Source organism: Bacteroides togonis, assembly GCF_900130135.1.
Lineage (GTDB): Bacteria > Bacteroidota > Bacteroidia > Bacteroidales > Bacteroidaceae > Bacteroides > Bacteroides pullorum.
The window spans coordinates 2,296,460-2,322,667 of record NZ_LT670820.1; the positions used below are offsets into that span (position 1 = coordinate 2,296,460).

General features: G+C 48.9%; 18 protein-coding genes. 5 read left to right on the forward strand and 13 right to left on the reverse strand.

Annotated features, from left to right (window positions below; genetic code table 11):
- Positions 1–73: 73 nt before the first annotated feature.
- The 5 genes from BQ8005_RS09810 to BQ8005_RS09830 form a co-directional block, all read right to left on the reverse strand.
- Positions 74–1,612 (reverse strand): arylsulfatase, encoded by a 1,539-nt coding sequence (locus tag BQ8005_RS09810; RefSeq protein WP_075319111.1) that lies wholly within the window; start codon positions 1,610–1,612, stop codon positions 74–76.
- A gap of 10 nt (positions 1,613–1,622) precedes the next feature.
- Entirely contained in the window at positions 1,623–3,776 is a 2,154-nt protein-coding gene (locus BQ8005_RS09815) for a polysaccharide lyase 8 family protein (protein ID WP_075317920.1), read from the reverse strand.
- A gap of 433 nt (positions 3,777–4,209) precedes the next feature.
- Entirely contained in the window at positions 4,210–4,344 is a 135-nt protein-coding gene (locus BQ8005_RS17810; protein ID WP_111936104.1) for a RagB/SusD family nutrient uptake outer membrane protein, read from the reverse strand.
- A gap of 593 nt (positions 4,345–4,937) precedes the next feature.
- Positions 4,938–6,842, reverse strand: a complete 1,905-nt coding sequence (locus tag BQ8005_RS09825; protein ID WP_075317921.1) for an alpha-L-fucosidase — start codon at positions 6,840–6,842, stop codon at positions 4,938–4,940.
- 25 nt (positions 6,843–6,867) lie between these two features.
- Positions 6,868–8,010: a Gfo/Idh/MocA family protein gene (locus tag BQ8005_RS09830; protein ID WP_075317922.1), complete on the reverse strand. Its 1,143-nt coding sequence runs from the start codon at positions 8,008–8,010 to the stop codon at positions 6,868–6,870.
- 149 nt (positions 8,011–8,159) lie between these two features.
- Between BQ8005_RS09830 and BQ8005_RS09835 the strand changes: the two genes are divergently transcribed.
- The gene (locus BQ8005_RS09835) at positions 8,160–8,723 is read left to right on the forward strand and encodes an FKBP-type peptidyl-prolyl cis-trans isomerase (protein ID WP_075317923.1); all 564 of its coding nucleotides are present in this window, start codon (positions 8,160–8,162) and stop codon (positions 8,721–8,723) included.
- Positions 8,724–8,820: 97 nt separating this feature from the next.
- Here BQ8005_RS09835 and BQ8005_RS09840 read toward each other — a convergent pair whose 3' ends face one another.
- Positions 8,821–10,104 carry an L-cysteine desulfidase family protein gene (locus BQ8005_RS09840; RefSeq protein ID WP_075317924.1) on the reverse strand — a complete coding sequence of 428 codons (1,284 nt, stop codon included), beginning with the start codon at positions 10,102–10,104 and terminating at the stop codon, positions 8,821–8,823.
- A 153-nt stretch (positions 10,105–10,257) separates the two neighbouring features.
- Between BQ8005_RS09840 and BQ8005_RS09845 the strand changes: the two genes are divergently transcribed.
- Positions 10,258–11,424, forward strand: coding sequence for a PCMD domain-containing protein (locus tag BQ8005_RS09845; protein ID WP_075317925.1), 1,167 nt, complete (start codon positions 10,258–10,260; stop codon positions 11,422–11,424).
- A gap of 4 nt (positions 11,425–11,428) precedes the next feature.
- Positions 11,429–12,217, forward strand: coding sequence for a porin family protein (locus BQ8005_RS09850; RefSeq protein WP_075319113.1), 789 nt, complete (start codon positions 11,429–11,431; stop codon positions 12,215–12,217).
- Between the two features lie 138 nt (positions 12,218–12,355).
- On the opposite strand, the gene BQ8005_RS09855 is transcribed toward BQ8005_RS09850, so the two are convergent.
- Complete coding sequence (locus BQ8005_RS09855; protein ID WP_075317926.1) at positions 12,356–13,750, reverse strand: DUF4925 domain-containing protein; 1,395 nt, start codon at positions 13,748–13,750, stop codon at positions 12,356–12,358.
- A 290-nt stretch (positions 13,751–14,040) separates the two neighbouring features.
- Between BQ8005_RS09855 and aroC the strand changes: the two genes are divergently transcribed.
- The gene (aroC, locus tag BQ8005_RS09860) at positions 14,041–15,117 is read left to right on the forward strand and encodes a chorismate synthase (protein ID WP_075317927.1); all 1,077 of its coding nucleotides are present in this window, start codon (positions 14,041–14,043) and stop codon (positions 15,115–15,117) included.
- Positions 15,118–15,180: 63 nt separating this feature from the next.
- The gene (locus tag BQ8005_RS09865) at positions 15,181–16,533 is read left to right on the forward strand and encodes a dipeptidase (RefSeq protein WP_075317928.1); all 1,353 of its coding nucleotides are present in this window, start codon (positions 15,181–15,183) and stop codon (positions 16,531–16,533) included.
- Positions 16,534–16,542: 9 nt separating this feature from the next.
- On the opposite strand, the gene BQ8005_RS09870 is transcribed toward BQ8005_RS09865, so the two are convergent.
- From BQ8005_RS09870 to BQ8005_RS09895, 6 genes are all read right to left on the reverse strand, one after another.
- Positions 16,543–18,720, reverse strand: a complete 2,178-nt coding sequence (locus BQ8005_RS09870; RefSeq protein WP_075317929.1) for a DNA topoisomerase 3 — start codon at positions 18,718–18,720, stop codon at positions 16,543–16,545.
- Between the two features lie 654 nt (positions 18,721–19,374).
- Positions 19,375–21,168 carry an IS66 family transposase gene (gene tnpC / locus BQ8005_RS09875; RefSeq protein WP_075317930.1) on the reverse strand — a complete coding sequence of 598 codons (1,794 nt, stop codon included), beginning with the start codon at positions 21,166–21,168 and terminating at the stop codon, positions 19,375–19,377.
- 72 nt (positions 21,169–21,240) lie between these two features.
- Positions 21,241–21,576 (reverse strand): IS66 family insertion sequence element accessory protein TnpB, encoded by a 336-nt coding sequence (gene tnpB, locus BQ8005_RS09880; protein WP_075317931.1) that lies wholly within the window; start codon positions 21,574–21,576, stop codon positions 21,241–21,243.
- A complete protein-coding gene (locus BQ8005_RS17530) occupies positions 21,570–21,932 on the reverse strand; it encodes a hypothetical protein (protein ID WP_200806330.1) in 363 nt (120 codons plus the stop codon). Before BQ8005_RS17530 ends, tnpB begins: the two co-directional genes overlap by 7 nt.
- 571 nt (positions 21,933–22,503) lie before the next feature.
- Positions 22,504–23,808, reverse strand: coding sequence for an HlyD family secretion protein (locus BQ8005_RS09890; RefSeq protein WP_075317932.1), 1,305 nt, complete (start codon positions 23,806–23,808; stop codon positions 22,504–22,506).
- 202 nt (positions 23,809–24,010) lie between these two features.
- Positions 24,011–26,203: a peptidase domain-containing ABC transporter gene (locus BQ8005_RS09895; RefSeq protein ID WP_075317933.1), complete on the reverse strand. Its 2,193-nt coding sequence runs from the start codon at positions 26,201–26,203 to the stop codon at positions 24,011–24,013.
- Positions 26,204–26,208: the final 5 nt, after the last annotated feature.

The window sequence follows — 26,208 nt, forward strand, 5'->3', positions numbered from 1 at the left end:
TAATAAAGGAAGCCGTACAAAAACGACATACCCACCATTCTTGTACGGCTTTCATCTTTCTGACTTCAGCCTGTCAGATTCCTGTATCGACCGGATTTTCATCCGGAAAAAGAGGACTATAAAGAACTGTACGCTTCAACACTTGAAGCTTGCCATTCTTCACGAACTCCTCTCCACGTTCGGACAAATGCTGCACCATGGCAGCACGAAGTTCTTCTAACCGCTCGTGGTACTTTTTATCATTTACCACGTTCTTCATTTCGTGAGGATCACTCTCCAAGTCGAACAATTCTTCTGCCCCAGTATGGAAACGCCATACGTACTTGATCTTCCCGTCGGTCAAAGCACACCAATAGTTGTCGGGACTATAACAAGTGGCATGCTCCAAATCGATATATTTACGCCAACTTCTTCCGCTTCCATCCATCAGACGAACCAATGATTGTCCGTCCATATCGGCAGGGATCTGTCCACCAGCCATTTCAAGGAAAGTAGGGAGCACGTCACGAAGTTCTACCGGTGCATCTACCTTTCCACCTTTCGGAAAACCACAAGACGAAGGCCATTTCACGATATAGGGTACGTGTACCGATCCTTCATAGGGATAGGTCTTACGCCAATGATAGTGATCGCCCAGCATATCACCGTGATCGGAGATGTAACATATCAAAGCATTATCGTACATGCCCTCCTCTTTCAATGCCTGCACAATTTTGCCAATCTCTTCATCAATAAAAGTCACGTTTGCATAATAATAGCGACGGGAATTCTTGGCGTATTCATCCCCGAAATTTCCATAAGCCGCATCCGAAGGCGCATCTGAAACATTCTTCAAGACAGCATAATCCTTGTCCTTGCACCATTCCCCTACACAAGGAGCCGGTACATCCTTGTCCTTATACATATCAGCAAACCGTTGGGGCGGATCATAAGGGCTGTGTGGACGGGCAAAAGAAACCTTCAGGAACAAAGGTTGTCCGCTTCCATGTTTATAGTTGTGTATCATTTCCTGCGCCATCTCGCCAGTCCATGCCGTAGGATGCAGTTCTTCAGGAAGTCGATAGGTAGCTGCTCCATGATCGTTCCAACCTATATGAGTGGAATCTGGATTCAGTCCGGGTGCCTGCATCTGGAACCACAGACGATAATCACTGATAAAGTCGTCGGTCTCCACCCGACCGCTTTCATCAACCAACGTGCCATGGAAACCATGCAAGGCTTTCTGCGGAAACCAATGCATCTTGCCAATACCGAATGTATAATAATCCAAATCACGCAACATCTGCGGCATCTCATAACGATACCGACTTCCTACCCTACCATATCCCAGCATGCCATGATGCCAAGGCGACAATCCAGTCAGCAGCCCCGAACGGGCTGGAGTACTACTCGGTGTAGACGAATAGCCATTCAGAAAAAGAGTTCCGTCATCAGCCAAAGCGTCCAGGTTGGGAGTGATTACAGAAGAATTGCCCATGCAATGCATCGCATCTCCCCGATGCTGATCGGATACAATAAGGATAATATGTGGTTTCTGTTGTGCCGCCAGGTAAGCCGGTACCAGGCTAGCACCAGCGGCTACCGCACAGGCTGTGCCAAACCATTTATTCATCTCCATAGACTTAATATTTTAAAGTAAACGATTGGGTAGCCCCTGCAAAAATAGGATTGTCTGATGGACGGAAATCAATGGTCTGTTCTCCGCCTTTCGAACCGGGAATACGTACTTTAACCTGGATAGGCTGTCCAGTCTGACCGGGATCGGCGACATGAACCACCGGACGCCGGCTGTCTACCTTCTTTACCATCAAAGCACAAGGTTTATCTACACGAACGGATAACTTACCATATTTAAATTCCCCCGGACGATAGAATACCATCTGCCAAACATCCAATTTCTTATGACGGACAACCTGTATATCAGCCGTATTACTCAAAATCTCGATAGCATTGTTTTTACAATATTTCTCCATCTCGGAAGCTGTACGCTTGCCAGGCACTACCACATAGGCATAAGTAGCATTTTCAGGCTGGCGGCCATGATCGAGACTTACAGTAAATACCTTCTCCTCCACCGGTTCCTTACGGTTCACGCTGTTGTTGATGTCATACCAAGTACCGCTCTGTTGCTGTGCGCCTGCCACTACACGACCTCCTTGAGGGAACAGATAACCGATGCCGTCGTGCAAAACCCAATCGGCATTCTCATAAACGGTCTCTTGGGCAGGAAGTACTTCCTGCTTACCATCAACAGAAACCACAGCTTCATCAGAAGCAGCCAGACACTGATTAACCGACGTATAGACAGCCTCGGAAGAAGTAGAATGAATATCCGAGCCTAAACAAACCACTTCGTCGTCAAAAAAGAACCAAGCTTTATGAGCTCCGGTATTGATATCTTTGTATGTATCCATATACGCATAGGTCGTGACGCCATAAAGACTGTCAGACACGCCACCTGCAAAAGTGGAAGTACCCATACACTGCCAATCGCTTGCTGCTAAGGGAATTTCCTTGAGCTGAGGAGCTGTCACACCAGGAATACGGGTCCAGTTCCAGACAGGGAAGATATTGAAATATTCACCTCCACGGGTCGTAATATTCGTACATCCGTCCGACAGGAAATAGGTTTTCAAATTTTCTCCATTACCATACTCACAGCGGGCTGTACGGGCCGATACCAAACGTACGTCAAATGCATACTGCGGACGGACATGCAAAGTATAGTCACCGCGGAAATAATGGGTATGCTTCGGCTGCAGACCATCACCCGGTGCTTTCGTTCCTTCCATACGTGCCACAATATCACGGAACTCGTCGGCATGTTCCTTGTCCAATTCCACCATACGCTTGGCAAACAGAATAGTACGTGATTTGTCCAGAATATCCGGACGGCTGATACTGCGTCCCAGTACGTCATACGACATATACTTGCCACGCATGACTGCATAATACGTTTCACGCATAAACTTGCTGATCAGCTCCAATTTATCCTGTGGCATGGCAAACCGAGTACCTCGAGTATACATGGCAACCTGCGTCACCCCTTTCAGGATCTCGTCACCGTATCCGCCAATGTATAACTGCTGTCCGTGCTGGAAGTTGCTGTTGTCATGCTGAAATCCTTCTTTCGTAGTATAAACGACCGGATTGTACACATTCTCCAACGCATAGGCTAAATCCTCTGCATTCCGTTGCAAACAGGAACGATAAATCCAATGCAGGGCAATATCCGTACGATTGGCACCGGTCCATTTGGACGGATCACCACCATCTTCCCGTACACGGTCCAATATTTTCTTTTCCAAATCAGCCGGCAATTGTTTTTTACCGGTACGCATCTGGATAAGCAATACGCCTAACTTCTGAGGTTCGGAAATCTGATTATACCACCAATTATGACACCACGGATTACGCTCATGCCAGAACTCCAATCCTTTCACAATCTTATCATACAAAGCTTCCTCGCCAAAATGTTTGTTCTTCGGATTGGTATAAGCAAACACAAAATCGCTGATACGCTCTACATGAACCAATGGAGGCCAATTGGTACGCTGTATACTGGCATAATCTACATCGGTAAACGAACCGTCCTGTTCATTATACTTAGCCAATGCCTCGTCAATGGCGGGATTGGCCACAAAGTCCTGACGGATCTTTTGCATCAACGTTTCAAACTCGTCACCCGACTGTAAACCATTTTGTGCCTGAGCCGGAATCCCTAAGCAAATCACCATCCCAAGGACAACCAGCCATAGTCTTAAATTTATTCTCATATCACTCTAAAATATTTCTCCGTTCAAAAATACTAATATTCTATCTAAAGTCAAAAATCCATCGAACAGAAAATAAATACAGATGCCTATTTAAGATCTCTAAAGTTCAACTTTAGCTCGCTAACTATCTACTTTACGAAGCTAACTATGGACTTTAGACAAGCTAAACATAAACATTCTTCTGCCGATGGAACAGTTTTTCGTCCAATAAGTTTCACGCTTTCACAACGTTCCATAAAACATTTATTTATAGGAGAATAAAGTGAAAGCAATACCCCAAAAAGGAAGGTTTCACTACTTTCACATGCCTTCACAACAATGTTTCACAGAAAGCAAAGGACAGTAAATAAAAATGGGGCCATACTATCAAATACATCATAGTACGACCCCATTCATTTCGCTTTTTCTATAGAGATTTGATTACATCATATTATTATTCCCATCCAGGATTTTGTCCTAAAGCAGGATTAGCAGCAATTGCCGATGAAGGTATCGGACGCAGATAATCCTTAGCAGGGTCAAACGAACGACGTTCTACTGCATAATTCGTTCCACCATAGGCGTCTATATATGTTTACCATCTTCTGCTACATATACATAGATAGGATTACTTCCTGCATTAGGAGCACCGGCCTTTGTAATATCTATTTTTTGTTCTCCAGTTGTCCTCCTTTGTTCAAGTCCCCCAAAACCGTGTTTCAAGTTTAATTTAACATCGCAAATCTAAAAAGAAGCTAACAAAGGGGTTTACTCTTTTTGCTTTTTCTTTTACTCTTTTTCAAAAATGTGCACAAGTTTCTATAAATCAATAAAATACAATAAACAAAAACATAAAGAAAGTGATAAGAGATAAACAAATAAGGTAAAATAAGACTGCAATTTCAGCTACAAAAAAGAGAAGAGGGACAAATAAAAACCAATAGAAAAGCGGCCTTGAAAACAAACATCAGGAAGGAGTTTCCGAAAGGACAAGGAAGTATAATATTATGATGAGAAAAAAAGAAAGCACTTCGTGAAATCATGACGAAGTGCTTCGTGAGGGTTTAACACAGTGCTTTATGAAGGTGTCACACAGTGCTTCGTGAAGACCTGACGAAGCACTGCATGAAAGGGCCAGAAAGCACTGTGTGAGAAAGGCAAAAAAACGATATACAATCTTGATCAGCGTACGGCTATCTCCGCAAAGCCCATCGGCTCACCTTCCGTGACCATACGGACAGCTTTCAGATACAGATAGCGTGCCTTGACGGGCGTGAAGTAGACAGACTGCATCACAGGATTGTTACGGATATTGGAAAACTCACCTGCTTTGACCATCGTAACATTCTTTCTATCGGCATCGGCTACAGACAATTCATAATGTGAAACCAAGCCTTTGTTCGGTTCACCCTGGTCGGGCAAGAAGTGGAAGGAAGAAACAAAACGTTCACTCCCCAAGTCTATAGTCAGCAAATCACCGTCGACAAAACAAGTGGTCTTCTCGTTACGGTCGGAAGCAAAGGCCGCCTCTTCCGGCTTCACACCGGAAAGGGTGAAAGGAAGGCTTTGCATCTGAGTGGTCGGTATTGCTTCAAAAAGTTGGTCAGCATTCTCACCGGCATCATACACTCCAATGTTGTTGATGCACAGCGGCCCACGCGCATCGGTAATACGGATGCGGATACCGTCGGAAACAACGGAAGAAAAACGCAACAGGCGCTTGTAACCAATAGTTGTGGTTTCTTCGTTCAGGACAACAGGCTGCCAGTCACCCGAAGCGTCACGATATTCCACAGTAAAAGCTTTCACACGCTGGCCCAAAGGAATATATTCCTGCAACAGCATACGGTTCATCCTCGTCGGTGAGGAGAAAGAGAACGTAATGTCGCCCGTCGTCACACTATCGGCCGTAGCCCAATAGGTGTCATAATCGTCATCCGTCAAGGCTGAAGCCACATGATCGCCACCGCGCTCATCGCTTACCTGAGGAACAATTCCAGCTACCAGATTTGTTTCCAGTTCCTTCTGTATCATCTGATGGAAACGAACAGCATTGGCCGAGTCGACCGGATGTATCAATCCATCCCTGTCCACCGGGAAATTCAGCAACAGCGTTGCATTATGTCCCACACTGCGATAATAGAGATCAACCAACTGTTCGGGAGTCTTTACAAGGCTGTCTTGTTCGGGATGATAGAACCAACCCGGACGGATGGAGACATCGCATTCGGCTGCCACCCACTGGTTGCCATCTGCATGACCATACTGAAGCTGGTAACTCTTGTCGTAACCGGGATATACTTCACCCTTACGGAGGAAAGACCAGTTAGTGGCACCGGCAAAACCCTTTTCGTTGCCCACCCACCGGCAACCGGGACCGCCGTCGGAGAAGACGACTGCCTGCGGCTGTATACTGTCCAGCATCTCGTAAATGCGGGGATAATTGTAGTAATTACGACGGTCGATGGTACGCGTCTCCTTAGCTCCGCCATACCATCCGTCTCCACCATTGGCGCCATCGAACCAAACTTCGAACACTTCACCATAATTGGTCAACAAATCACGCAACTGAGCATAGAAATAATCCAGATAGGCAGGAGTACCGTAATTGGCCTGATGACGATCCCAGGGCGACAGATAAACAGCAAACTTCAATCCATATTTCTTGCAAGCTTCAGACAATTCGCGCACGACATCTCCTTTACCATCTTTATAAGGACTGTTTGCCACACTGTAGTCGGTGCCGGCAAACGGCCAAAGGCAAAAGCCATCGTGATGCTTGGCCGTAAGAATGACTCCTTTCATTCCTGCTGCCACCAAAGTTTTGGCCCACTGTTCGCAATCCAGACGAGAAGGATTGAACACCTCCGCCGGTGTGTCACCATATCCCCACTCACGGTCGTTAAATGTATTCAATCCAAAATGGATGAAGGCATAGGTTTCCATCTTCTGCCATTCCACCTGCTTAGGCTCAGGAATAGGAAGAATAGGATCGGGAGCCTTGACATGCGTGGAAGAACACGCCGACATCACAACTGATAAAGATGCGGAAAGCCATAAGGCCGATAGAAGTTTGTTGTTTTTCATAAAACAAGCATTTATAGGTTAATAATCAATCGTTTTCATTTAAAACGAGCGTCCGCCTACCAGCAATGGACATTTTGGACCACGGAGTAACCGAAGTCCAAAGCGCAAGGTCGGCAATACCGGCAGGATAGGACTCCCCACCCCGAAGATCTTCCTCCAGAGCTTTCAGCATCACATAGTCCATACCGCGATGATGGGTATCCACTTCGAGCGCTTCCCGCCCCCATTGTTTCCAGTAAGAATGCTCATAGCGGTCGATATAAGCATCGTCCGGTTCCCAAGATTCATCAGGACTGGTTCCTTCCACATAAATCATCCGCCGGTCACCATTCCAGATGCCACGCGTACCCTGTATCTCAAAGTCGAGGCTACGAGGACGGGGCAAGGTCGTATCATGCGTCAGCGAAATCAGTACTCCCCGTTCCGTTTCCAACTGAGTAACGACTACATCGCCCAACGTTATCTTCACATCGGAATTTCCTCCCAAATCACGAATACGCTGCATCAAACCGGCTGGCTTAGAAGCAAAAGAAGTCACATACTTAAAACGGTCGGTACGTCCGATACCGGCAATCAAACACAGCGGTGCCAAGCCATGTGTAGGATAAAGATCACCATTTTCTTCCTGATAAAACTGACTCCGCCAGACGCTTTCCGTTTTGTCACGGTTCCCCAACGTCCCGTCATCATCCAACAACATACGGCGCAGGTCATGACGATACCCACCACGCATATAGACTATCTCGCCCAATACACCAGCACGAACCAGATTATAAATGGACAGATTCTCACGCATGAAAAGCGTATTTTCCAACGGATAGACTCTACGGCCCGTACGTTCGGCCAATTCGATCAGCGGCTTGTACTCATCCAGATACAATCCGCCCTTTATCTCCAAAGCAACATCAGCTCCATGCTCCACGCAATGGATGGCATGCTGCACATGACACTGCCAGGGAGAAGCTACAAATACCAAAGCAGGCTTCTGTTCCTCCAGCATATTCAGATAGTCACTGTCTCCCCTATTATAACAAGCCACATCGGTCATACCCACATCCGACACACCGGGATCAGCAAAAGCCTCCAGGCGGAAAGCAGGAATATGACGTAACAGGCGGAGCAGCTGCATCCCCCTATACCCCATGCCTATGAATGCCGTCTTTATCATATCTTCGTTATCCGTTCATATCTTTTCCGCGTCAATACAGGAAAAGTGTGTCAAAGATAAGAAGTTTTTGCAACATACACCAAAAGATTTGTATCTTTGCCCGAGCCAAAAACAAGATTATTCACTTAAAACAAGATTTTATAAAGAATATGGAAACAAACAAGTACATTACTGTAGCTTACAAGCTATATGCCATCGAAGACGGAGAACGCGATTTCACAGAAGAAGCCACCACAGAACATCCATTTCAGTTCATTTCTGGGCTGGGACTGACTCTTGAAGCTTTCGAAAACCAGCTGAAAGACTTGAATGCCGGCGATAAATTCGACTTCACCATCGCTTGTACCGAAGCTTATGGAGAATATGACGAAGACCATGTCATCGATTTACCCAAGGATATCTTCCTTATTGACGGAAAATTCGACGAAACACGTATTAAAGAAGGTGCCATTGTCCCCCTGATGACTGCCGAAGGCCAGCATATCAACGGAAGCGTTGTAGAAGTGAAAGACGATGTAGTAGTGATGGACATGAACCATCCTCTAGCTGGATGCGACCTGAATTTTGTGGGGGAAGTTGTAACCAACCGTCCGGCAACCAACGAAGAACTCGCAGAAATGGCCCGTATGATGAGCGGTGGTTGCGGATGCAGTTGCGACAGCTGCGGAGGCGGATGTGGCGATCATGATTGCGGCGAAGGCTGCTGCCACTAATCAATGAAGAACTAAAAATGAAGAATGAAGAATTCCTGAGTGTCCCTTTGTTTTGAATACACAAATAGGAAATTCTTCATTCTTCATTTTTAGTTCTTCATTTATTTGTCATGATATCCAGCACCAGTTTATCTGTTTCATTCATGCCCTGCGATCCAATTCTAGTCAGATTGCGGATACTTTGATCTACATCTTGATCGATAATACCCTCCACAGAAGTAACACAACGGTTTTCCATTGCCATGATAGCAGAGAGCACTGCGGTAGATACACCCGTAGTCACTTTCAAGGCACAACTGGGCTTTGCTCCGTCGCAAATCATGCCCGTCAGATTGGCTATCATGTTTTGTACTGCATAAGTGATTTGCTCATATGTACCTCCCATCAACCAGGTAATGCCACAACTAGACCCCGTAGCAGCTACCACACAACCACACAAGGCAGACAAGCGTCCCAAACTCTCCTTGATATAAATAACTGTCAGATGACTCAGCATCAGAGCACGAATCAACTCTTCTTCCGACTTCCCGTTTTCTTCGGCATAAACAACAACAGGAAGCGTAGCCGAAATTCCTTGATTTCCACTTCCTGAATTGCTCATCACTGGTATCATGGCTCCTGCCATGCGTGCATCACAAGCCCCCGAGGTATAAGACAATATATGTGAAAAGACACTGTCGCCCATGACTTTATGCTCATAAGTTCCACGAAGCATTTTTCCCAAGCCATGCCCATAATTACCAGTAAAGGACTGTTCTGCAGCGGCTTTGTTCAAACGAGCCGTATCAAGAATGAAACGGATTTCATCCAATGGTGCAGTCATAGCAAAATCATAAACCTTATGTAAGGTCAGATCTGGTACGGCGTTTTCTTCTTCTTCAGCAGAAGCAGTCTGTTTGTCAAGCAAAACGTCACCGTTGTGTGACACATAAACAAACGAAGTATGCCCACCAGCAATGATAGCTGTCGAACGGTCTGAACCAGCTTCACAGCATACTTCTATATACAATTTCTCATCGATATTTGGTTTCAGGGCAATCGATATACGTTTTTCATCAATAAAACGTTTGCCTGCTTCTACTGCTTCGGGCACACTATCTTTCAATACCTCCAACTGATACTCCGATTTTCCAATTAAGGCCCCCAAAGCTATGGCAATGGGTAAACCTATCATCCCTGTACCTGGAATACCTACACCCATCGCATTTTTCAGAATGTTCGCACTAAGCCATACACTTACCTTTTCAGGTTTCACGCCCAATGTCTCTGCCGCCTTAGCTACGCACAAGGCAACGGCAATAGGTTCCGTACATCCGATAGCCGGAACCACTTCCCGTTTCACAAGAGCTATAATCTGTTGTCTTTCTGCATCGTTTATCATTGTGTCACGAAATTTAAGTCCCTGCAAAGGTAGAAAAAACGTTTTATTAAACAAATAGTCAGAAAATATAAAATATCAAACAAGATTTCATTTAATTCGAAAAAGAACCGTAACTTTGGCAACGATATTATTCATAGAATAAAACTAAAACACATGAAGTATTTTCTATTATCCCTACACCTATTGTTTACATTCATACTGTTTTCTTGTATACAGGATGAGGCTCCGAATACCGAGGCAGACATCGAATCGGTCAGTCTACCAGGCGATGTACTGATCCGTTCTGTGGAACTTGATGCAATTACAGACGGAGTGGATGGAAAGATTTATCCCATCATATTATACGTAAAAAAAGGCACAGACATAAGCCATCTGGCACCCGAATTCACACTGACCCCCGGTGCTACCATCATGCCAGCGAGTGGAACTGTACTGGATTTTAATACGGCCCAGAATTACATCGTTACTTCGGAAGACGGAGAATGGCAACGCAAATATCGTATAGAAGTGACCAGTACCGGTTTCACCAGTACCCAATACGATTTTGAAAATGCCCGCTTGGGAGGAAACGGGAAGTATCACATTTTTTATGAAACAGACCAAATGGGAGCAGAAACAATGACATGGGCCAGCGCAAATCCCGGTTATGCATTGACAGACTATACCATTACGCAACCTGAAGAATTCCCAACCTACCAATCGACTGAAGGACGAAACGGTAGCAAATGCGTAAAATTGGTAACTCGAAAAACAGGTTCACTAGGTAGCAGCGTAAACATGCCTATCGCCTCAGGGAATTTATTCATTGGCTCATTCAACTTAGCCAGCGCTTTGACCAATGCACTGAAAGCAACCCAGTTCGGTATACAATTTGATCAGATTCCTACATTCCTACACGGATATTATAAATTTAAGGCAGGCGATACGTTCTATGAACTGGATACCAGTGCAGAAGACAAACTGAAACCAGTACCCGGACGTAAAGACATTTTTAATATATACGCAGTCTTCTATGAAAGTACTGCAGACAGACCAGTATTGGACGGAACAAACATCCTGTCCGAAGATAACGAACAAATCATTTCAGTAGCACAAATCACTGATGCCAAAGAAACCGATGAATGGACAGAATTTAATCTTCCCTTCAACCTGCGTGAGGGAAAAAGTATTGATGCGACCAAACTGAAAGATGGGAAATATCACCTTACCATCGTCTTCGCTTCCAGCATCCGTGGAGATTACTTTGAAGGAGCCCCCGGAAGCACATTATATGTCGATGAAGTAACACTTGAATATGAACAAAATGAAACAAACCAATAAAGAAATGAGAAATCATAAAATCCTGTGGCTTATAGCAAGCCTTATACTGACAGCTACCTGTCGGCTACAAGCACAAGAAGACCGCAATCGCGGTATCATACAGTCTGCACTTTATGGTTTGGAATATGAAGTCAAAGCAGGCTTCAACATTGGAGGAACTTCCCCTATTCCACTTCCACAAGAAATACGTGCATTAACCGGTTATTCCCCCAACATCAATTTTTCCATCGAAGGAGATATTATCAAATGGCTAGGAAAAGAAAAGGAATGGGGAGTTATCCTTGGTTTACGCCTTGAGAACAAAGGAATGGAAGCCGAAGCTCGTACTAAGAATTACAGTATGGAAATCATAGGTAGTGGCGGAGAACGAATGAAAGGAAACTGGACAGGCATGGTAAAGACAAAATTCCGTGCTTCCTACTTCACGATTCCCGTATTGGCTGCATGGAAAGCTAATCCACGCCTACGTTTTAATTTCGGTCCCTACTTCTCAATTATGACCAATGGAGACTTTACAGGTTACGTATTCGATGGTTATCTGCGTGAGGGTGATCCAACAGGCAATAAGGTGGAATTTGAAGGAGAAACGACTGCCCCTTATGATTTCTCTGACAACCTGCGCCATTTTCAATGGGGAATGCAAGGAGGAGTCAGCTGGCGCGCATTCAAACATCTCACTGTTAATGCAGACCTGACTTGGGGACTGAACGATGTCTTCCAAAAAGACTTCCAGACCATTACCTTTGCAATGTATCCCATCTATCTGAATGCCGGCTTCGGATATGTCTTCTAATGACAAAAGACGGCTTACATCTCACTAAACAATAAAAAGAGAATGTGTCAAAACTCCCTCTACCATTATCACTTCACTGAAGAAGTAATAAGATTGGGAATTTTGACACATTCTTAAAATGAACTAGATAATACCAGTTTATTTAGACGACTGGGGCTTAATAAATTCAGAAAAAGAACCTACCGCCAAATCCAAACCTATATCAAATGAGGAAGTAGCTTCCCATATCTGCTCGAATTCCGTCAGACTTTGAATGCCCAACAAAGTTTTCAATAGTGGAAGGAGAGGAGCAGATTGGCCCAGAATTTCGATTTGCATGTCTGCCAACATCGTCTCTAAATCAGGCAATAGAGGAAAAACTGCCGGCATAAGGATATCAAACAATTCCTTATCTACCGATACATACATATTCTCCAAAGTCTGTCCATCTTCAAAATTAGCATTGTCAATCCGATGAACTAAAGGAAAACCATTGAATACATACCCCATCAGTTTTTCCATATCAGCATCAGATATTTTAGTAATATCAAGTTTAGACAAGATGCTATCTCCACCCATTTCGGTTAAAAGGCTAGCTAAAAGCTGTTTTACTTCAGCTCCGCTCATTCCCTTCAAAGATTGTATCACACCGGTAATAACTGTAGGGTCCATTCCTCCTTCACCACCCTGGTCTGCTACAGCCTGTGCAATGATATTAGGAATATCCAATACAACATAAAGATCATTATCCGTTACATACCAATAAGCCAAATTAGCCGATGACGTATTCCACTTCAATCCGTCACGTGAAGGCAATGTACTTCCAAGAATAGCCTGCATGATGCCTCCCATATCCATTTCCGGAGTTTCTGCCACATATTCTGCAACAATAGAGCCATCTGCATTGAAAGTCACATGATTCAGCAGCTGGGTCATAAAATAAGACAAAGCTGTTGTTCCTACAGTTGTGATATTTCCCGTTGCCAGGCCAGGATTATTGCCATCAGAACTATAGTCAGACTCCCAATTGATGTGGCAAGGCGCATAACGGAACCAATCCTGACTGTCCAGCACGCCATCAGCGTTCCGGTCAAAATACTTATCTGTATAACTAGCGTCACACAAAGTCCAAGTACGAACCAACGTTCCTTCGGCAGTCGTACTTACTGTTACAGAAGCTTTACCATCCAAAGTAATAGAACCGTTTACATCGGCTTTCATTGAATTAAGCAACGTACGCGTAAGAGGCATTTCATAAGTTCCCTGAAAACGGAATGAGCCATCTGACTGCTCAGCAACTGAAACATCTACTTTAACTTCATTCCAACCTCTGATAGCGTTCGTCAATGTCAACACACCGGTTTGTGCATCACTCATGGTAAGAGAAACGCTAGCATCGGACATTTTTTGAGAATTCAAAGTCAACTCCAGATTATCTGCCGAAATGGTTTCGGTCGGCAATTTCTGCCAGCTTGGCTCTTCATCGTCACTACAGGCTGTAAACAATCCTAACGAGCAAGCCCAGAAGCACAAATAAAACAAACTTTTTTTCATTGCAAAAAAACGTATTTAAGTTAATAATATGTTTCTAAAGACTTTCTATAGTCCATTTTTATTCAAAGTGCAAAGAAACAGGTTTTAAACGATTTACACAAGCCCATTTTATTAAAATAAATATTCCATTTTTAAGATGGGAACCAACATTACAAACAAAGGAAAAGAAAGATTGCCAAGAAACAAAAGCAAAAATTTGCATCTTAAAAAAGTATTCTCTACTTTTATCAGCCTCAAAAGCACACGGAAGTACAGTAAACGAAATGACAACTTTTTAAAGCAAACTGACTATGTTCAACTCATTCGGAAACATCCTGCGCCTGACCAGCTTCGGCGAGTCGCACGGCAAAGGTATCGGAGGTGTCGTCGACGGATTTCCCGCAGGCATCACCATCGACATGGATTTTATACAGAAGGAACTGGATCGCCGCCGCCCTGGACAATCAGCCCTCACTACTCCACGCAAAGAGGCCGACAAGGTGGAATTCCTCTCAGGTATCTTCGAAGGCAAGTCGACAGGCTGCCCCATCGGGTTCATCGTGTGGAACGAAAACCAGCACTCCGGCGACTACGACAACATGAAAGACGTCTACCGCCCCTCGCACGCCGATTATACCTACAAGACCAAATATGGCATCCGCGACCATAGAGGTGGTGGACGTTCGTCGGCCCGCGAAACTATTTCGCGTGTAGTGGCCGGTGCACTGGCCAAGCTGGCATTGCGGCAGCTGGGCATACGCATAACGGCCTATACCTCACAAGTGGGTCCCATCCGACTAGAAGAAAACTATACGGCGTATAACCTGGAGCTGACCGAAACAAATCCCGTCCGCTGCCCCGACCCTGAGAAGGCCAAAGAAATGGAACAGCTCATAGCCGAAGTAAAAGCCGAGGGCGACACGATAGGCGGCGTCATCACCTGTGTCATCAGAGGATGCCCCGTGGGATTGGGACAGCCGGTGTTCGGCAAGTTGCAGGCTGCCCTGGCATCGGGCATGCTGAGCATCAACGCCGCCAAGGCCTTCGAATATGGCGACGGCTTTAAGGGGCTGAAGATGAAAGGTTCAGAACAGAACGACGTGTTCTACAACAACGCCGGACGCATCACCACTCATACCAACCACTCGGGCGGCATACAGGGAGGCATCAGTAACGGGCAGGACATCTATTTCCGCGTAGCCTTCAAACCGGTGGCCACCGTGCTGATGGAACAGCATACGGTAAACATCGACGGTGTGGACACCACGCTGAAAGCCCGCGGACGTCACGACCCTTGCGTACTGCCGCGTGCCGTACCCATCGTAGAAGCCATGGCTGCACTCACCATTCTGGATTTCTACCTGATAGACCGGACGACACAACTGTAAAAGCCTTTCCCCATATATATCATATATAATGTGTAACCTTTCATTTATATTCCTCTTCCATTTATGATCAGAACTTATATCTCCGAAAACGAACCCCGCATGCTGGACGAATTGTTCAGCCTCATTCGCATTCCAAGTATCAGCGCCAAGCCCGAACACCACGACGACATGCTGGCCTGTGCCGAACGCTGGCGCCAACTGCTGCTCGAAGCCGGTGCCGACGAAGCCATGGTGATGCCCTCGCAGGGCAATCCGATGGTGTTTGCCCAAAAGACGGTAAACCCCAAAGCGAAAACCGTCCTCATCTACGCCCACTACGACGTGATGCCTGCCGAACCGCTGAAACTATGGAAAAGCGCCCCCTTTGAACCTGAAGTACGCGACGGCCACATCTGGGCCCGTGGTGCCGACGACGACAAAGGCCAGTCGTTTATCCAAGTAAAAGCATTCGAATACTTGGTAAAAAACGGTCTTCTGACGCACAACGTGAAGTTCATCTTTGAAGGCGAAGAAGAAATCGGCTCACCCAGCCTAGAAGCTTTCTGCCAGGAACACCGCGAACTGCTCAAGGCCGACATCATCCTCGTATCGGACACCAGCATGCTGGGAGCCGACCTGCCCTCGCTGACCACCGGCCTGCGCGGACTGGCCTACTGGGAAATCGAAGTGACGGGACCCAACCGCGACCTGCATTCGGGTCACTTCGGCGGAGCAGTGGCCAATCCCATCAACGTGCTGTGCCAGATGCTGGCGTGCGTGGTCGATGCCGACGGCCGCATTACCGTCCCTGGCTTCTACGACGATGTGGAGGAAGTGCCGCAGGCCGAACGCGACATGATAGCCCACATCCCCTTCGACGAGACAAAATACAAGGCCGCCATCGGGGTAAAGGAACTCTTCGGCGAAAAAAGTTACAGCACACTGGAACGTAACAGTTGCCGCCCGTCGTTCGACGTTTGCGGCATTTGGGGAGGCTATACAGGCGAAGGTTCGAAGACGGTGCTGCCGTCGAAAGCCTATGCCAAGGTGTCGTGCCGTCTCGTTCCGCACCAGGACCACCACAAGATTTCACAGCTGTTTGCCGACTACATCCAGAGCATTGCCCCCGCTACGGTACAGGTGAAAGTAACGCCTATGCACGGCGGACAGGGCTACGTCTGCCCCATCACACTGCCCGCCTATCAGGCTGCCGAGAAAGGGTTTGAGAAAGCGTTCGGACAGAAGCCACTAGCTGTGCGTCGCGGCGGAAGCATTCCCATCATCTCGACCTTCGAACAGGTGCTGGGCATCAAGACGGTACTGATGGGATTCGGGCTGGAGAGTAACGCCATCCACTCGCCCAACGAGAACATGCCGCTCGACATCCTGCGCAAAGGCATCGAAGCGGTAGTCGAATTCCACTTGAATTACGATTAAATAGACAGGTCAAGCATCGAACGGCTTACGGAAGGTACAACCATTGCGCCACTCGGAGCAACCGTAAGCCGTTTTTCCTTTGATAATGGTACCCTTGCCACACAAAGGACACGGACGCCCCACCCATTCATCGGGCTGCACCGTAGGAGCCGGAGCTGTTCCGGCATTGGCAGCCTCGGCCTTCTTCTTGCGGGGAGAACGTTTGCGAGGTTCCTTCTTCGGCTGGTCGTCGGAAGCGGAAGTATTGCGCGCAACCTTACTCACTATAGGAGGCGCCTGTACCGTAATGTGGCGGTTGCTGTTGTCCGACAGTACACTGGTCACAATCTCAGCCACCATCTGCTTCAGTTCTTCCAAGAAACGGGAGGCATCATACGTGCGGCGCTCTATCTCGCGCAGCTTCTTCTCCCAGATACCCGTCAGTTCGGCACTCTTCAACAATTCTTCGTGAATGGTCTGAATGAGCTCCACGCCTGTAGGAGTAGCTATCAGGTTCTTCTTCTCCTTACGGATATAGTTACGTTTGAACAAGGTCTCGATAATGGCAGCACGGGTAGAAGGACGGCCGATGCCGTTTTCCTTCAGGGCGTCGCGCAATTCATCGTTGTCCACCAGTTTACCGGCGGTTTCCATGGCACGAAGCAGGGTGGCTTCGGTGTAAGGGCGTGGAGGTTGTGTCCATTTCTCCACGAGTTCGGGTACGTGGGGACCACTCTCTCCCTTGACGAAGGCAGGCAACACACGGTCTTCTTCGCCGTTCTCCTTATTCCCCTCATCGCCGTTTCCTTTCTGAGTGGCGGCATTGACCGTGAACACCACTCGCCAACCAGGATCGAGTATCTGCCGGCCGGATGTCTTGAACTCCACGCTATCCGCCTCGCCCATGACGGTCGTAGTCGAAAAACGGCAGTCGGGATAGAACACGGCGATGAAGCGGCGGGCAATGAGGTCGAATACCCGTCGTTCTACATCGGTGAGGTTGACCGGCGGTTGGCCGGTAGGAATAATGGCATGGTGGTCCGTGACCTTCGAATTGTCGAACACTTTCTTCGACTTCGTCAGGATGGTTCCCTCCAGCGGCGCGGTCCAGGTCTCATAGCCCCGCAACCCCTTCAGGATGGAGGGACACTTGGGATAGATGTCGTCACTCAAGAAGGTAGTATCTACACGAGGATAAGTAGTGACCTTCTTCTCGTAGAGCGACTGGATAGTCTTCAGCGTGTCGTCGGCCGAGTAGGCAAACTTCTTGTTGCACTCCACCTGCAGGGAGGTCAGGTCGAAAAGACGGAGCGGCGCTTCCCGGCCTTCCTTCTTCGTCACAGAGGTAACGGTAAACGGCACATCCTTGATGCGTGCCAGCAGCTCCTCGCCTCTCGCACGGTCTGTTATGGGATCTATACCGCGGTTCTCTTCCTCCTTCTTGGGCTTCTTGCCGGCGGCCAGAGCTTCCTTCTGCTTCTCTGCTTCCAGTGCCAGCTCTTCGTCGCTCTTGCGGATGAGGGCCGAGAAAGTAGTATCGCGGTAAACGGTATTGAGCACCCAGTATTGCTTGGGCACAAAGTTCTGAATCTCCAACTGACGGTTCACGATAAGGGCCAGTGTAGGCGTCTGCACCCGCCCGATGGAAAGCACCTGGCGGTTCTGCCCGTATTTCATGGTATACAGGCGCGTGGCATTCATGCCCAGCAGCCAGTCGCCGATGGCACGGCTCAAGCCCGCTTCGTACAGAGGTTGGAAGTCGGCAGCATCCCGCAGGTTGGAGAATCCTTCGCGGATGGCTTCTTCGGTCAGTGAAGATATCCACAGGCGCTTCACTGGGCATTTGGCTCCAGCTTTCTGCATCACCCACCGCTGGATGAGCTCTCCCTCCTGGCCGGCATCACCGCAGTTGATGATCATGTCAGCCTTCTGCATCAGCCCCTCGATGACGTGGAACTGGCGTTCGTAGGTAGGATTACTGATGAGTTTGATACCGAAGCGGGGCGGTATCATGGGCAGGCTGCCCAAGCTCCACGTCTTCCAGCTCGGCGTATATTCATGCGGCTCCTTCAGCGTACAGAGATGGCCGAACGTCCAGGTCACCTGGTATCCGTTTCCTTCGATATATCCGTCTTTCTTCTCCTTCGCTCCCAGCACATCGGCTATGTCGCGTGCCACAGAGGGTTTCTCGGCTATGCAAACTATCATGCGTTTCTCGTTTTTACAGGCTGCAAAGATACGAATTAGTCGTGAAATATGATATGGATGTTGAAAAGTTCGGGGAGGAAGTTTCACGCCTTCACGGGCTGCCCATTGCATTGATATTCAGGTCTATGTGGTGAAACATACACTCCTTTCACGCGATGCGATGTTTCACGGATGTGCTAAAATCGTACACGGATATGCCAAAATCGTACAGAACGGAACGGTGAGGGATGGTGCTTGCTTTCACGCTGTATCTTTCACGCGACAGGGTGTGAAACTTCACGTGAAGGATGTATCTTTCACAACATTCGGCTGGTTATCAATTGCTTGCAGGCGCGTGAAGGCGTGAAGGATGCTACGGACAAATCATTTCTTTATCGTCATTCCGGCCTTGAGACGGGAGTCGGGATAACCTTTTTTTGTGTGTATTGAGGGTGTGCCAAAAAGAGAAACGACTTGCATGTTGCCCTGTCATCCTGAGCATCGCGAAGGATCTCCCGCCTATTCTCGTGAAGGGGAGATGCTTCACTACCGTTCAGCATGACAGAATGATAACGTCCCTGCATGTTGAGTAAGCACTCAATTTAGGGCATACCTCTTTGAGAGGGTACTTTTCAGTGCCCTAAATCGAGTTTTGTTAATTAATTAGTTTTGAATTTAACATTGGCTGGTAGCCAAAGTGATTTTGCTAGGAACCATGTTAACATAGTCTCTGCAACCGTTAAAGATATTTTTGAAAAAGGTTCCGATGAAGTTCCAGACAGAACTGCCATGAAGCTTTACCGTTCCTATTACACTATGATAAGTGGCAGCCATCTCAGCACCCGCATCACTGCCATAATGAAGTGAATTGTTGCGTTGAGTAGTCAGCTTTCGAATGGTTCGCTCTGCCAGATTGTTGTCTATCGGAAGATCTCCATCGTCCAGAAAAGCAAATAGTTCCTTCCAAAACTTCTTCAAGTAATTAAGAGCTTCTGTATAATACTGGCTTCTAAATTCTGAATTCTTCGACAGTTCACTCTCCAACAGGCTGCGCAATTCTATCAGGTGTTCCTTCGTTTCCAGGCTTTGCCTTTCCCGCAGTCTCTCTTCCGGAGTAAGACCGGCTTCATCATAAATATGTTCTTTAGAAAAGAACCACTTTAAAAGCTTTGAAAAACGTTCGGCCAGCGGTTCGCCTCCTTGATTACCGGCTTTAACGAACTTATTATTCGCATGGGACATACAAACCTGATGGATAGTATCCTTAAACTGAGCCGATTTCAACTCATCACCGATAAAAACATAAGCATTGTATCCGTCGGACATGATACTCTTCAATTCCGCATCACCCAGAAAATCCGTAAGCACCTCACGGCCGCGGGAGCCATCCTCATAGAAGAAAATGGCTGTTTTCTGAGCCTTGTTGACCAATACCCAGATATAACACTTCTTATAACGGTCATATTTGCGCACCTTGCACCAGGTCTCATCGCAGTTCACAACCGAGTCCTTTTCCAAGGCAACGGACTTCAATACACGAACCAGTTCATCAAGGTATTTCTTGCCTTTCTTAAGCCAGTTGCGTAAGGTGTTTTTAGAAATGGTCATTCCCATATCCGTCAGCCATTGGTGCAGAAGGCCGAAGGTCACATTCTTTACATAAACTTCATAGGCGATGGCCTGCAGGAATTCAGGAGTGGCTTTAGTCCCCTCAAACTTAGTTACCACCTCCGGATGGCCTTCAGAGGGGAAATAACCCCACTTCGGCTTTTTGCCAGGCTCTGCATAATGGACCATTTCAAAACATTCTTCCGTAAGGAAGGTACGGAAACTGAATACACGTACCATCCTTCTTTCAATGATACGTCCGGGAACCTTTGTCAGATCTGACGGATGCTCTACCACTTCTCCGGACACTCCCATCGTTTTATACCCGTCGGGACGATTGCCCAGGTCACGTTCCTTTCTGGGAAGAGCCGGCTCATTCCGGGATTCGTTATTGTCTACAGAGTCCGTACGGAGCGTATCGTCCGTACCGTCATAATCATCTTTTTCCTTTTGCCGGTCAGAAGCACTCTTTTTAGCTTTAGGGTTTATCCGTTGACGCCTGTCACCAAAACGCTCCTGATTGGCAAAATCAAGTTTTTCCTGGAGAGACTTTGCCTTACGTTCTGCCGATTTGCGAAGCTTGCGCTCTTCCGATAACTGATTTTCCAAATCGGACTGTTTCGATTGCATGGAGGACATCTGGTCCTTCAGCCCCTTCATCTGAACCATGAAATCCTCCAAGACAAGCTTCATGGCGTCATTTGTCAACCTGAGGTCCTGATTCTGCTCAGCAAGGTATTGTATGTACCGGTCTTCTTGATCGTCTGCCATACCTTCACTATAATTTATAGGGTTCCGTGAGTAGGTTTCCCTACTCAACAATTCCCTTTTTGAGTCTATTATATGTTGCAGTTCGATCATGTTTAAACCTTTGATTTACAGATATAAAGGTACTAAAATAATCGCAAAACAGCAAGCAAATAGACATATTAATTATCTGATTTTTAATGTTTTAACTATAGGGTTTTCCAGTATCAGGACCACATCTTTCCAGTCAATCCGATAAACGGTATCCGCCCCGTTCCGCTCCACTTTCATGAACTGGTAGCCCGCGACAAACTTCTTTTCGAACAGGCTGTATGAACGGTTGGCAAATGAGAACATACGGACTATTCTTCGGTTTCGCGACATGACAATGAAGACATCCCCGTCACAGGGTTCCCGGTGAAGCCGTTCACGGATGATGGACAACACACGGCTGTGCTTGCAACGCATGTCGGTAAAGTCACGCACATAATAAAAATGATTCAGACCGGTAACACTCAGCATAAACCCTCCAGCTTCTCTATCATCCGGACTAAGTCCTGATAGCTTAAATTCTTTTGGGACAAGTGCAATCCATTACTGATACGGATGTCTATCCATATGCGGACGGGATTGTCATTACCGCTTCTTGATACAGGTTTAGGCCGGTCACCAATTTTAGTCTTTTCTTCATGGGTAATCTCAGGAGCACCGTCAACCTGAACCTCAACTACTTTTTTGCGGGTATCCTTAAACCATTTCTGGAAAATGTTATAAGGGACTTTGTTCTTGACACAAAACGATTGGAGAGATTCTCCACGGGGTAACGCCTCCGTCTGGTACTGAAAGTAAAACCTTTCAAGATCTTCACTGCTATACATAATTCTATAAATTTTGCTTGGCAGCGAAGTTATCTATTTCAATTAATAGCCATTTTTTGACTGCTTACGCATGTTGATACACCCTTAGGATACAGGGTATGTTTAGGCGCGGATTACGCGGATTACGCGGAGGAGGCATTCTGCACTTGTATCTGTCATCCCGTTGTTTCTATCATTCCCGTTGTATCTGTCATTCCCGTTGTATCTGTCATTCTGGTTGTATCCGTCATTCTTGTAGTATCTGTCATCCCCGTTGTATCTATCATTCCCGTTGTATCCGTCATTCCTGTAGTATCTGTCATCCCGCACTTGATGCGGGATCCATGTGTATGCATCGGAAAGAAGGCTGCGTTGCAACCTGACGATACGCTTCGTGAGGGTGTAAGACCGTACGGCGTGAGGAGGTAAGGCCGTGCTTCGTCAGCAGGTGTGGGAGTATGGCGTTAGGGTGTATGTACTGGATCCCGCATCGAGTGCGGGATGACAATTCCTTGTCATATCCTACTTTCGCCGGCTAAAGAGGGACTTTAGCGGGACAAACAGGGACTTTAGCGTGCTAAACAGGGACTTTTCAATTCCCCGGTTCGACATATTTATCCCAGATATAATGCAGGGGACTCAGCAGCCGTGCGGTCAGGCTCCGTTCGTCCGTCAGCACCTGGGCGGTACCGGCCAGCTCGCCGCCGAAGTGCAAGGACTTGCCGTAAGACGTGCGCAGGTCCTGCGGCAGGCTGACGGTGACGGTGTACATGCCTTCCTCGTCGGGCAGCAGGGAAACGGACTGCACCGTCCCGGTCAGGAAACCGAACTCCATGTAGGGATAGCCCGCCACGCTGATGTTCACCCGCAGGCCCGGCTTCACCTTGCCCGACCCTTCCGGGGGCAGCTTTATCTTACCGATGACGGCCCCCATGTCCCGGGCCACGACGGAGAACACCTTGTCGCCGCTGTTCACGTTCTGGTTCTTCTGCCACACGTTGTTGTAGGACAGGATGCCGGCAGCCGGAGAGACGAAGAGGCAGGCCAGTTCCCAGTCGCCGATGCTCGTCTTCAGTTCGTTGCAGGCGGTCTGCAGGGCGGTGCGCAGCGTGTTGACTTCCCGTTCCCGCTCCATGCGGGTTTGCAGGATGGTCTGCTTCAACCGGGCCTGCTGGATGCGGGCGTTGGAAAGCGAGGTCATCAGTTGCTCCGTGCCCTGCTGCTTGGCGAGCAAGGCCTGTTGCGCCTCCTCGTATTCGGCCTTGGCCGTCAGCCCGTCTTCGTACAGTCCTTTCTCCCGCCGGTGCACGGTCTCGGCTATCTCCGTCTGCCTGCCGTCCAGCACGACCTGCCGTTCCAGGTGGGCGATGTAGTTCCCGTATTCGGCCAGCTCCTCTTCGGTCGCCTCGATCTGGCGGTCATACAGGTTCAGCTCCAGGTAGTTCCGGTAGTCGGTCAGGCTCCGCAGGAAGGCGGCATAAGCGGCCTGTATGCTTCCCAGGGCCGGCCTGTCGGGGAAGCGTGCCGCCTGCACGCAGCTGTCCGTCAGGCGGAATGCGCGGAGCTGTTCTTTCAGTTCCCATACATCGGCCGTCCGGGCGGGGTTTTCCAGCACGGCGATCAGGTCGCCCGCATACACCGAGTCGCGGTCCGTGCGGTACACCTCTTTTATCTTGCCGCTGCCCCGTGCCACCATCCACACCGGCGGATGCTCGGTCGTCACGGTCACCGTGGCGTCCACCACGTCGGGATATTGGAAGAAGCACCCGCCGATGAACACCGCCGCCAGCACGCCGAAGAACACCGTGATGCCCCAGCGCACCAACGCGCGGGGCGGGCGGGTCAGTATCTCCTGCACCTCCTCGCTGCGCAGCTCTATGTCGTTTTCATTCTCCATTCTTCATTCTTAATTCTTCATTCTCCATTCTTCATTCTTAATTCTTCATTCTCCATTCTTCATTCTCCATTCTTAATTCTTCATTCTCCATTCTTCATTCTTAATTCTTCATTCTCCATTCTTCATTCTCCATTCTTAATTCTTCATTCTTAATTCTTCATTCTTCATTCTTCACTCTTCATTCAAGCGCGCCCGCGCGCGCTTATACCTCCAACTGGTTCTTCACCAGCCTGTAATATTGTCCTTCCTGTGCTATCAGCTGCTCGTGCGTGCCTTCTTCCGTGATGCGCCCGTGGTCTATCACCACAATCTTGTCCGCATGGCGCACCGTGCTCAGCCGGTGGGCCACCACGACCGACGTCCGTCCCCGGAAGAACGCCTGCAGGTTCTCCATGATGCGCCGCTCGTTGTTGGCGTCCAGGGCGTTGGTGGCCTCGTCGAAGAAGATGAACGCCGGGTCTTTGTACACCGCCCGGGCTATCAGGATGCGCTGCTTCTGCCCCTGGCTCAGCCCGTGCCCCTCGCTGCCTATCTTCGTGTCGTAGCGCAGGGGCAGCTCGTTGATGAAGTCCTCGATGCACGCCACCCGTGCCGCATGCCTCAGCCGCTCCCCGTCTATCCGCTCCTCGCCCGGCGCGATGTTGCCCGCGATGGTGTCCGAGAAGATGAAGCCGTCCTGCATCACCACCCCGCACCGCTGCCTCCACCGCCGGGGGCTGTACATCTCCAGCGGACTGCCGCCCACCGTGATTTGTCCCGCCGCCGGCGGATAGAAGCCCAGCAGCAACTTGACCAAGGTCGTCTTTCCGCTGCCGCTCATGCCCACGATGGCGGTCTGCTTGCCTGCCTCGATGTCCAGGTTGATGTTGGCCAGGGTCGGCGTCTCCGCCAGCGGGTCGTACTTGAAGCTGATGTCCTCCAGCCGCAGTCCCGCCCCTTGCGGAATTTCCTGTAACGGTTGGCGGGCGGGGTTCTCCTCGTCGGGCTTGTCGCGCACCTCGCTCAGGCGGTTCATGCTGAGGCGGGCGTCCTGCATGTCGCGGGCGAAGGTGATAAGCTCGTTCACCGGGCTGTTCAGCTGCCCGATGATGTATTGCACGGACATCATCATGCCCAGCGTCATGTCTCCCTGCACCACGAAGCTCGCCACCAGTCCCGTAATCATCACGTTCTTGGTCTGATTGATGAGCACCGCGCCCGAGTCCTGGTACTGCCTCAGGGCCAGGCTCCGGATGTTCACCCGGAACAGGCGCGCCTGTATGCGTTCCCACTCCCACCGCTTCTGCCGCTCGCAGGCGCTGAGTTTTATCTCCTGCATCCCCGTCACCAGTTGCACCACGCTGCTCTGGTTCGCGCTCTGCTGGGCAAAGCGCTTGTGGTCCAGCTCCGCCCGCTTCTTCATGAACAGCCACACGTAGCCGACGTACAGCGCGCTGCCCACCATGAAGATGCCGAACACCACCGGGCTGTAGAGCAGCAACACCAGCCCGAACACCACGATGTTGAACGCCGAGAACACCACGCTCAGGCTGCTGCCCGTCAGGAAGTCCTGTATGCGAGTGTGGTCGTTGATGCGTTGCAGGATGTCGCCCGTCATCTTCGTGTCGAAGTAGCCCATGGGCAGGCGCATCAGCTTGGCCAGGAAGTCCGATATGAGGGAGATGTTCACCCGCGTGCCCAGGTGGAGCAGTATCCAGCCGCGGATGAACTCCACCGCCGCGCTGCTGAAGGTCAGCGTCAGTTGCGCCACCAATACCAGCCAGATGAACCCCATGTTTTGGTTGTTGATGCCGAAGTCCACCACGCTTTGCGTCAGGAAGGGCAGCAGCAACTGGATGCAGCTGCCCAGCAGCAGCCCCAGTATCAACTGTCCGATGAGTTGCTTGTAAGGCCGCAGGTAGGAGAACATGAACAGCAGCCCCCGCCGGTTCCGCTCCCCCTCGTCCCCGTCATCCTCCTGCGCATAGAACTCCGGCGTCGGTTCCAGGAGCAGGGCGATGCCCGTGTCCTCCCCGTTCCGCTTCGCGCTGAGCCAGCACCGGCAAAACTCCTCTTGGGTATATTTCAGTTTCTCCGCCCCCGGGTCAGCCACCCACACATGTTTGTTGTCCATGCGATACACCACCACAAAATGCTGCTGGTTCCAGTGTACGATGCAGGGCAGCGGCGCTTCCCGCAACCGCTTGTAGTCTATCTGCACACATAGGCTCCGCAGCCCGATGCGTTCCGCCGCCTCGCTGATGCCCAGCATGGACACGCCCTCGCGGGTCAGAAAGCTCTTCTCACGCAGCCCTTCCAAGGAATAGCGTTTCCCGTACCAGGCGGCTATCATCCGCAGGCAGGTAGGACCGCAGTCCATCTGGTCGTGTTGGGTGTAATGGGGGAAGGATTTCATAACTA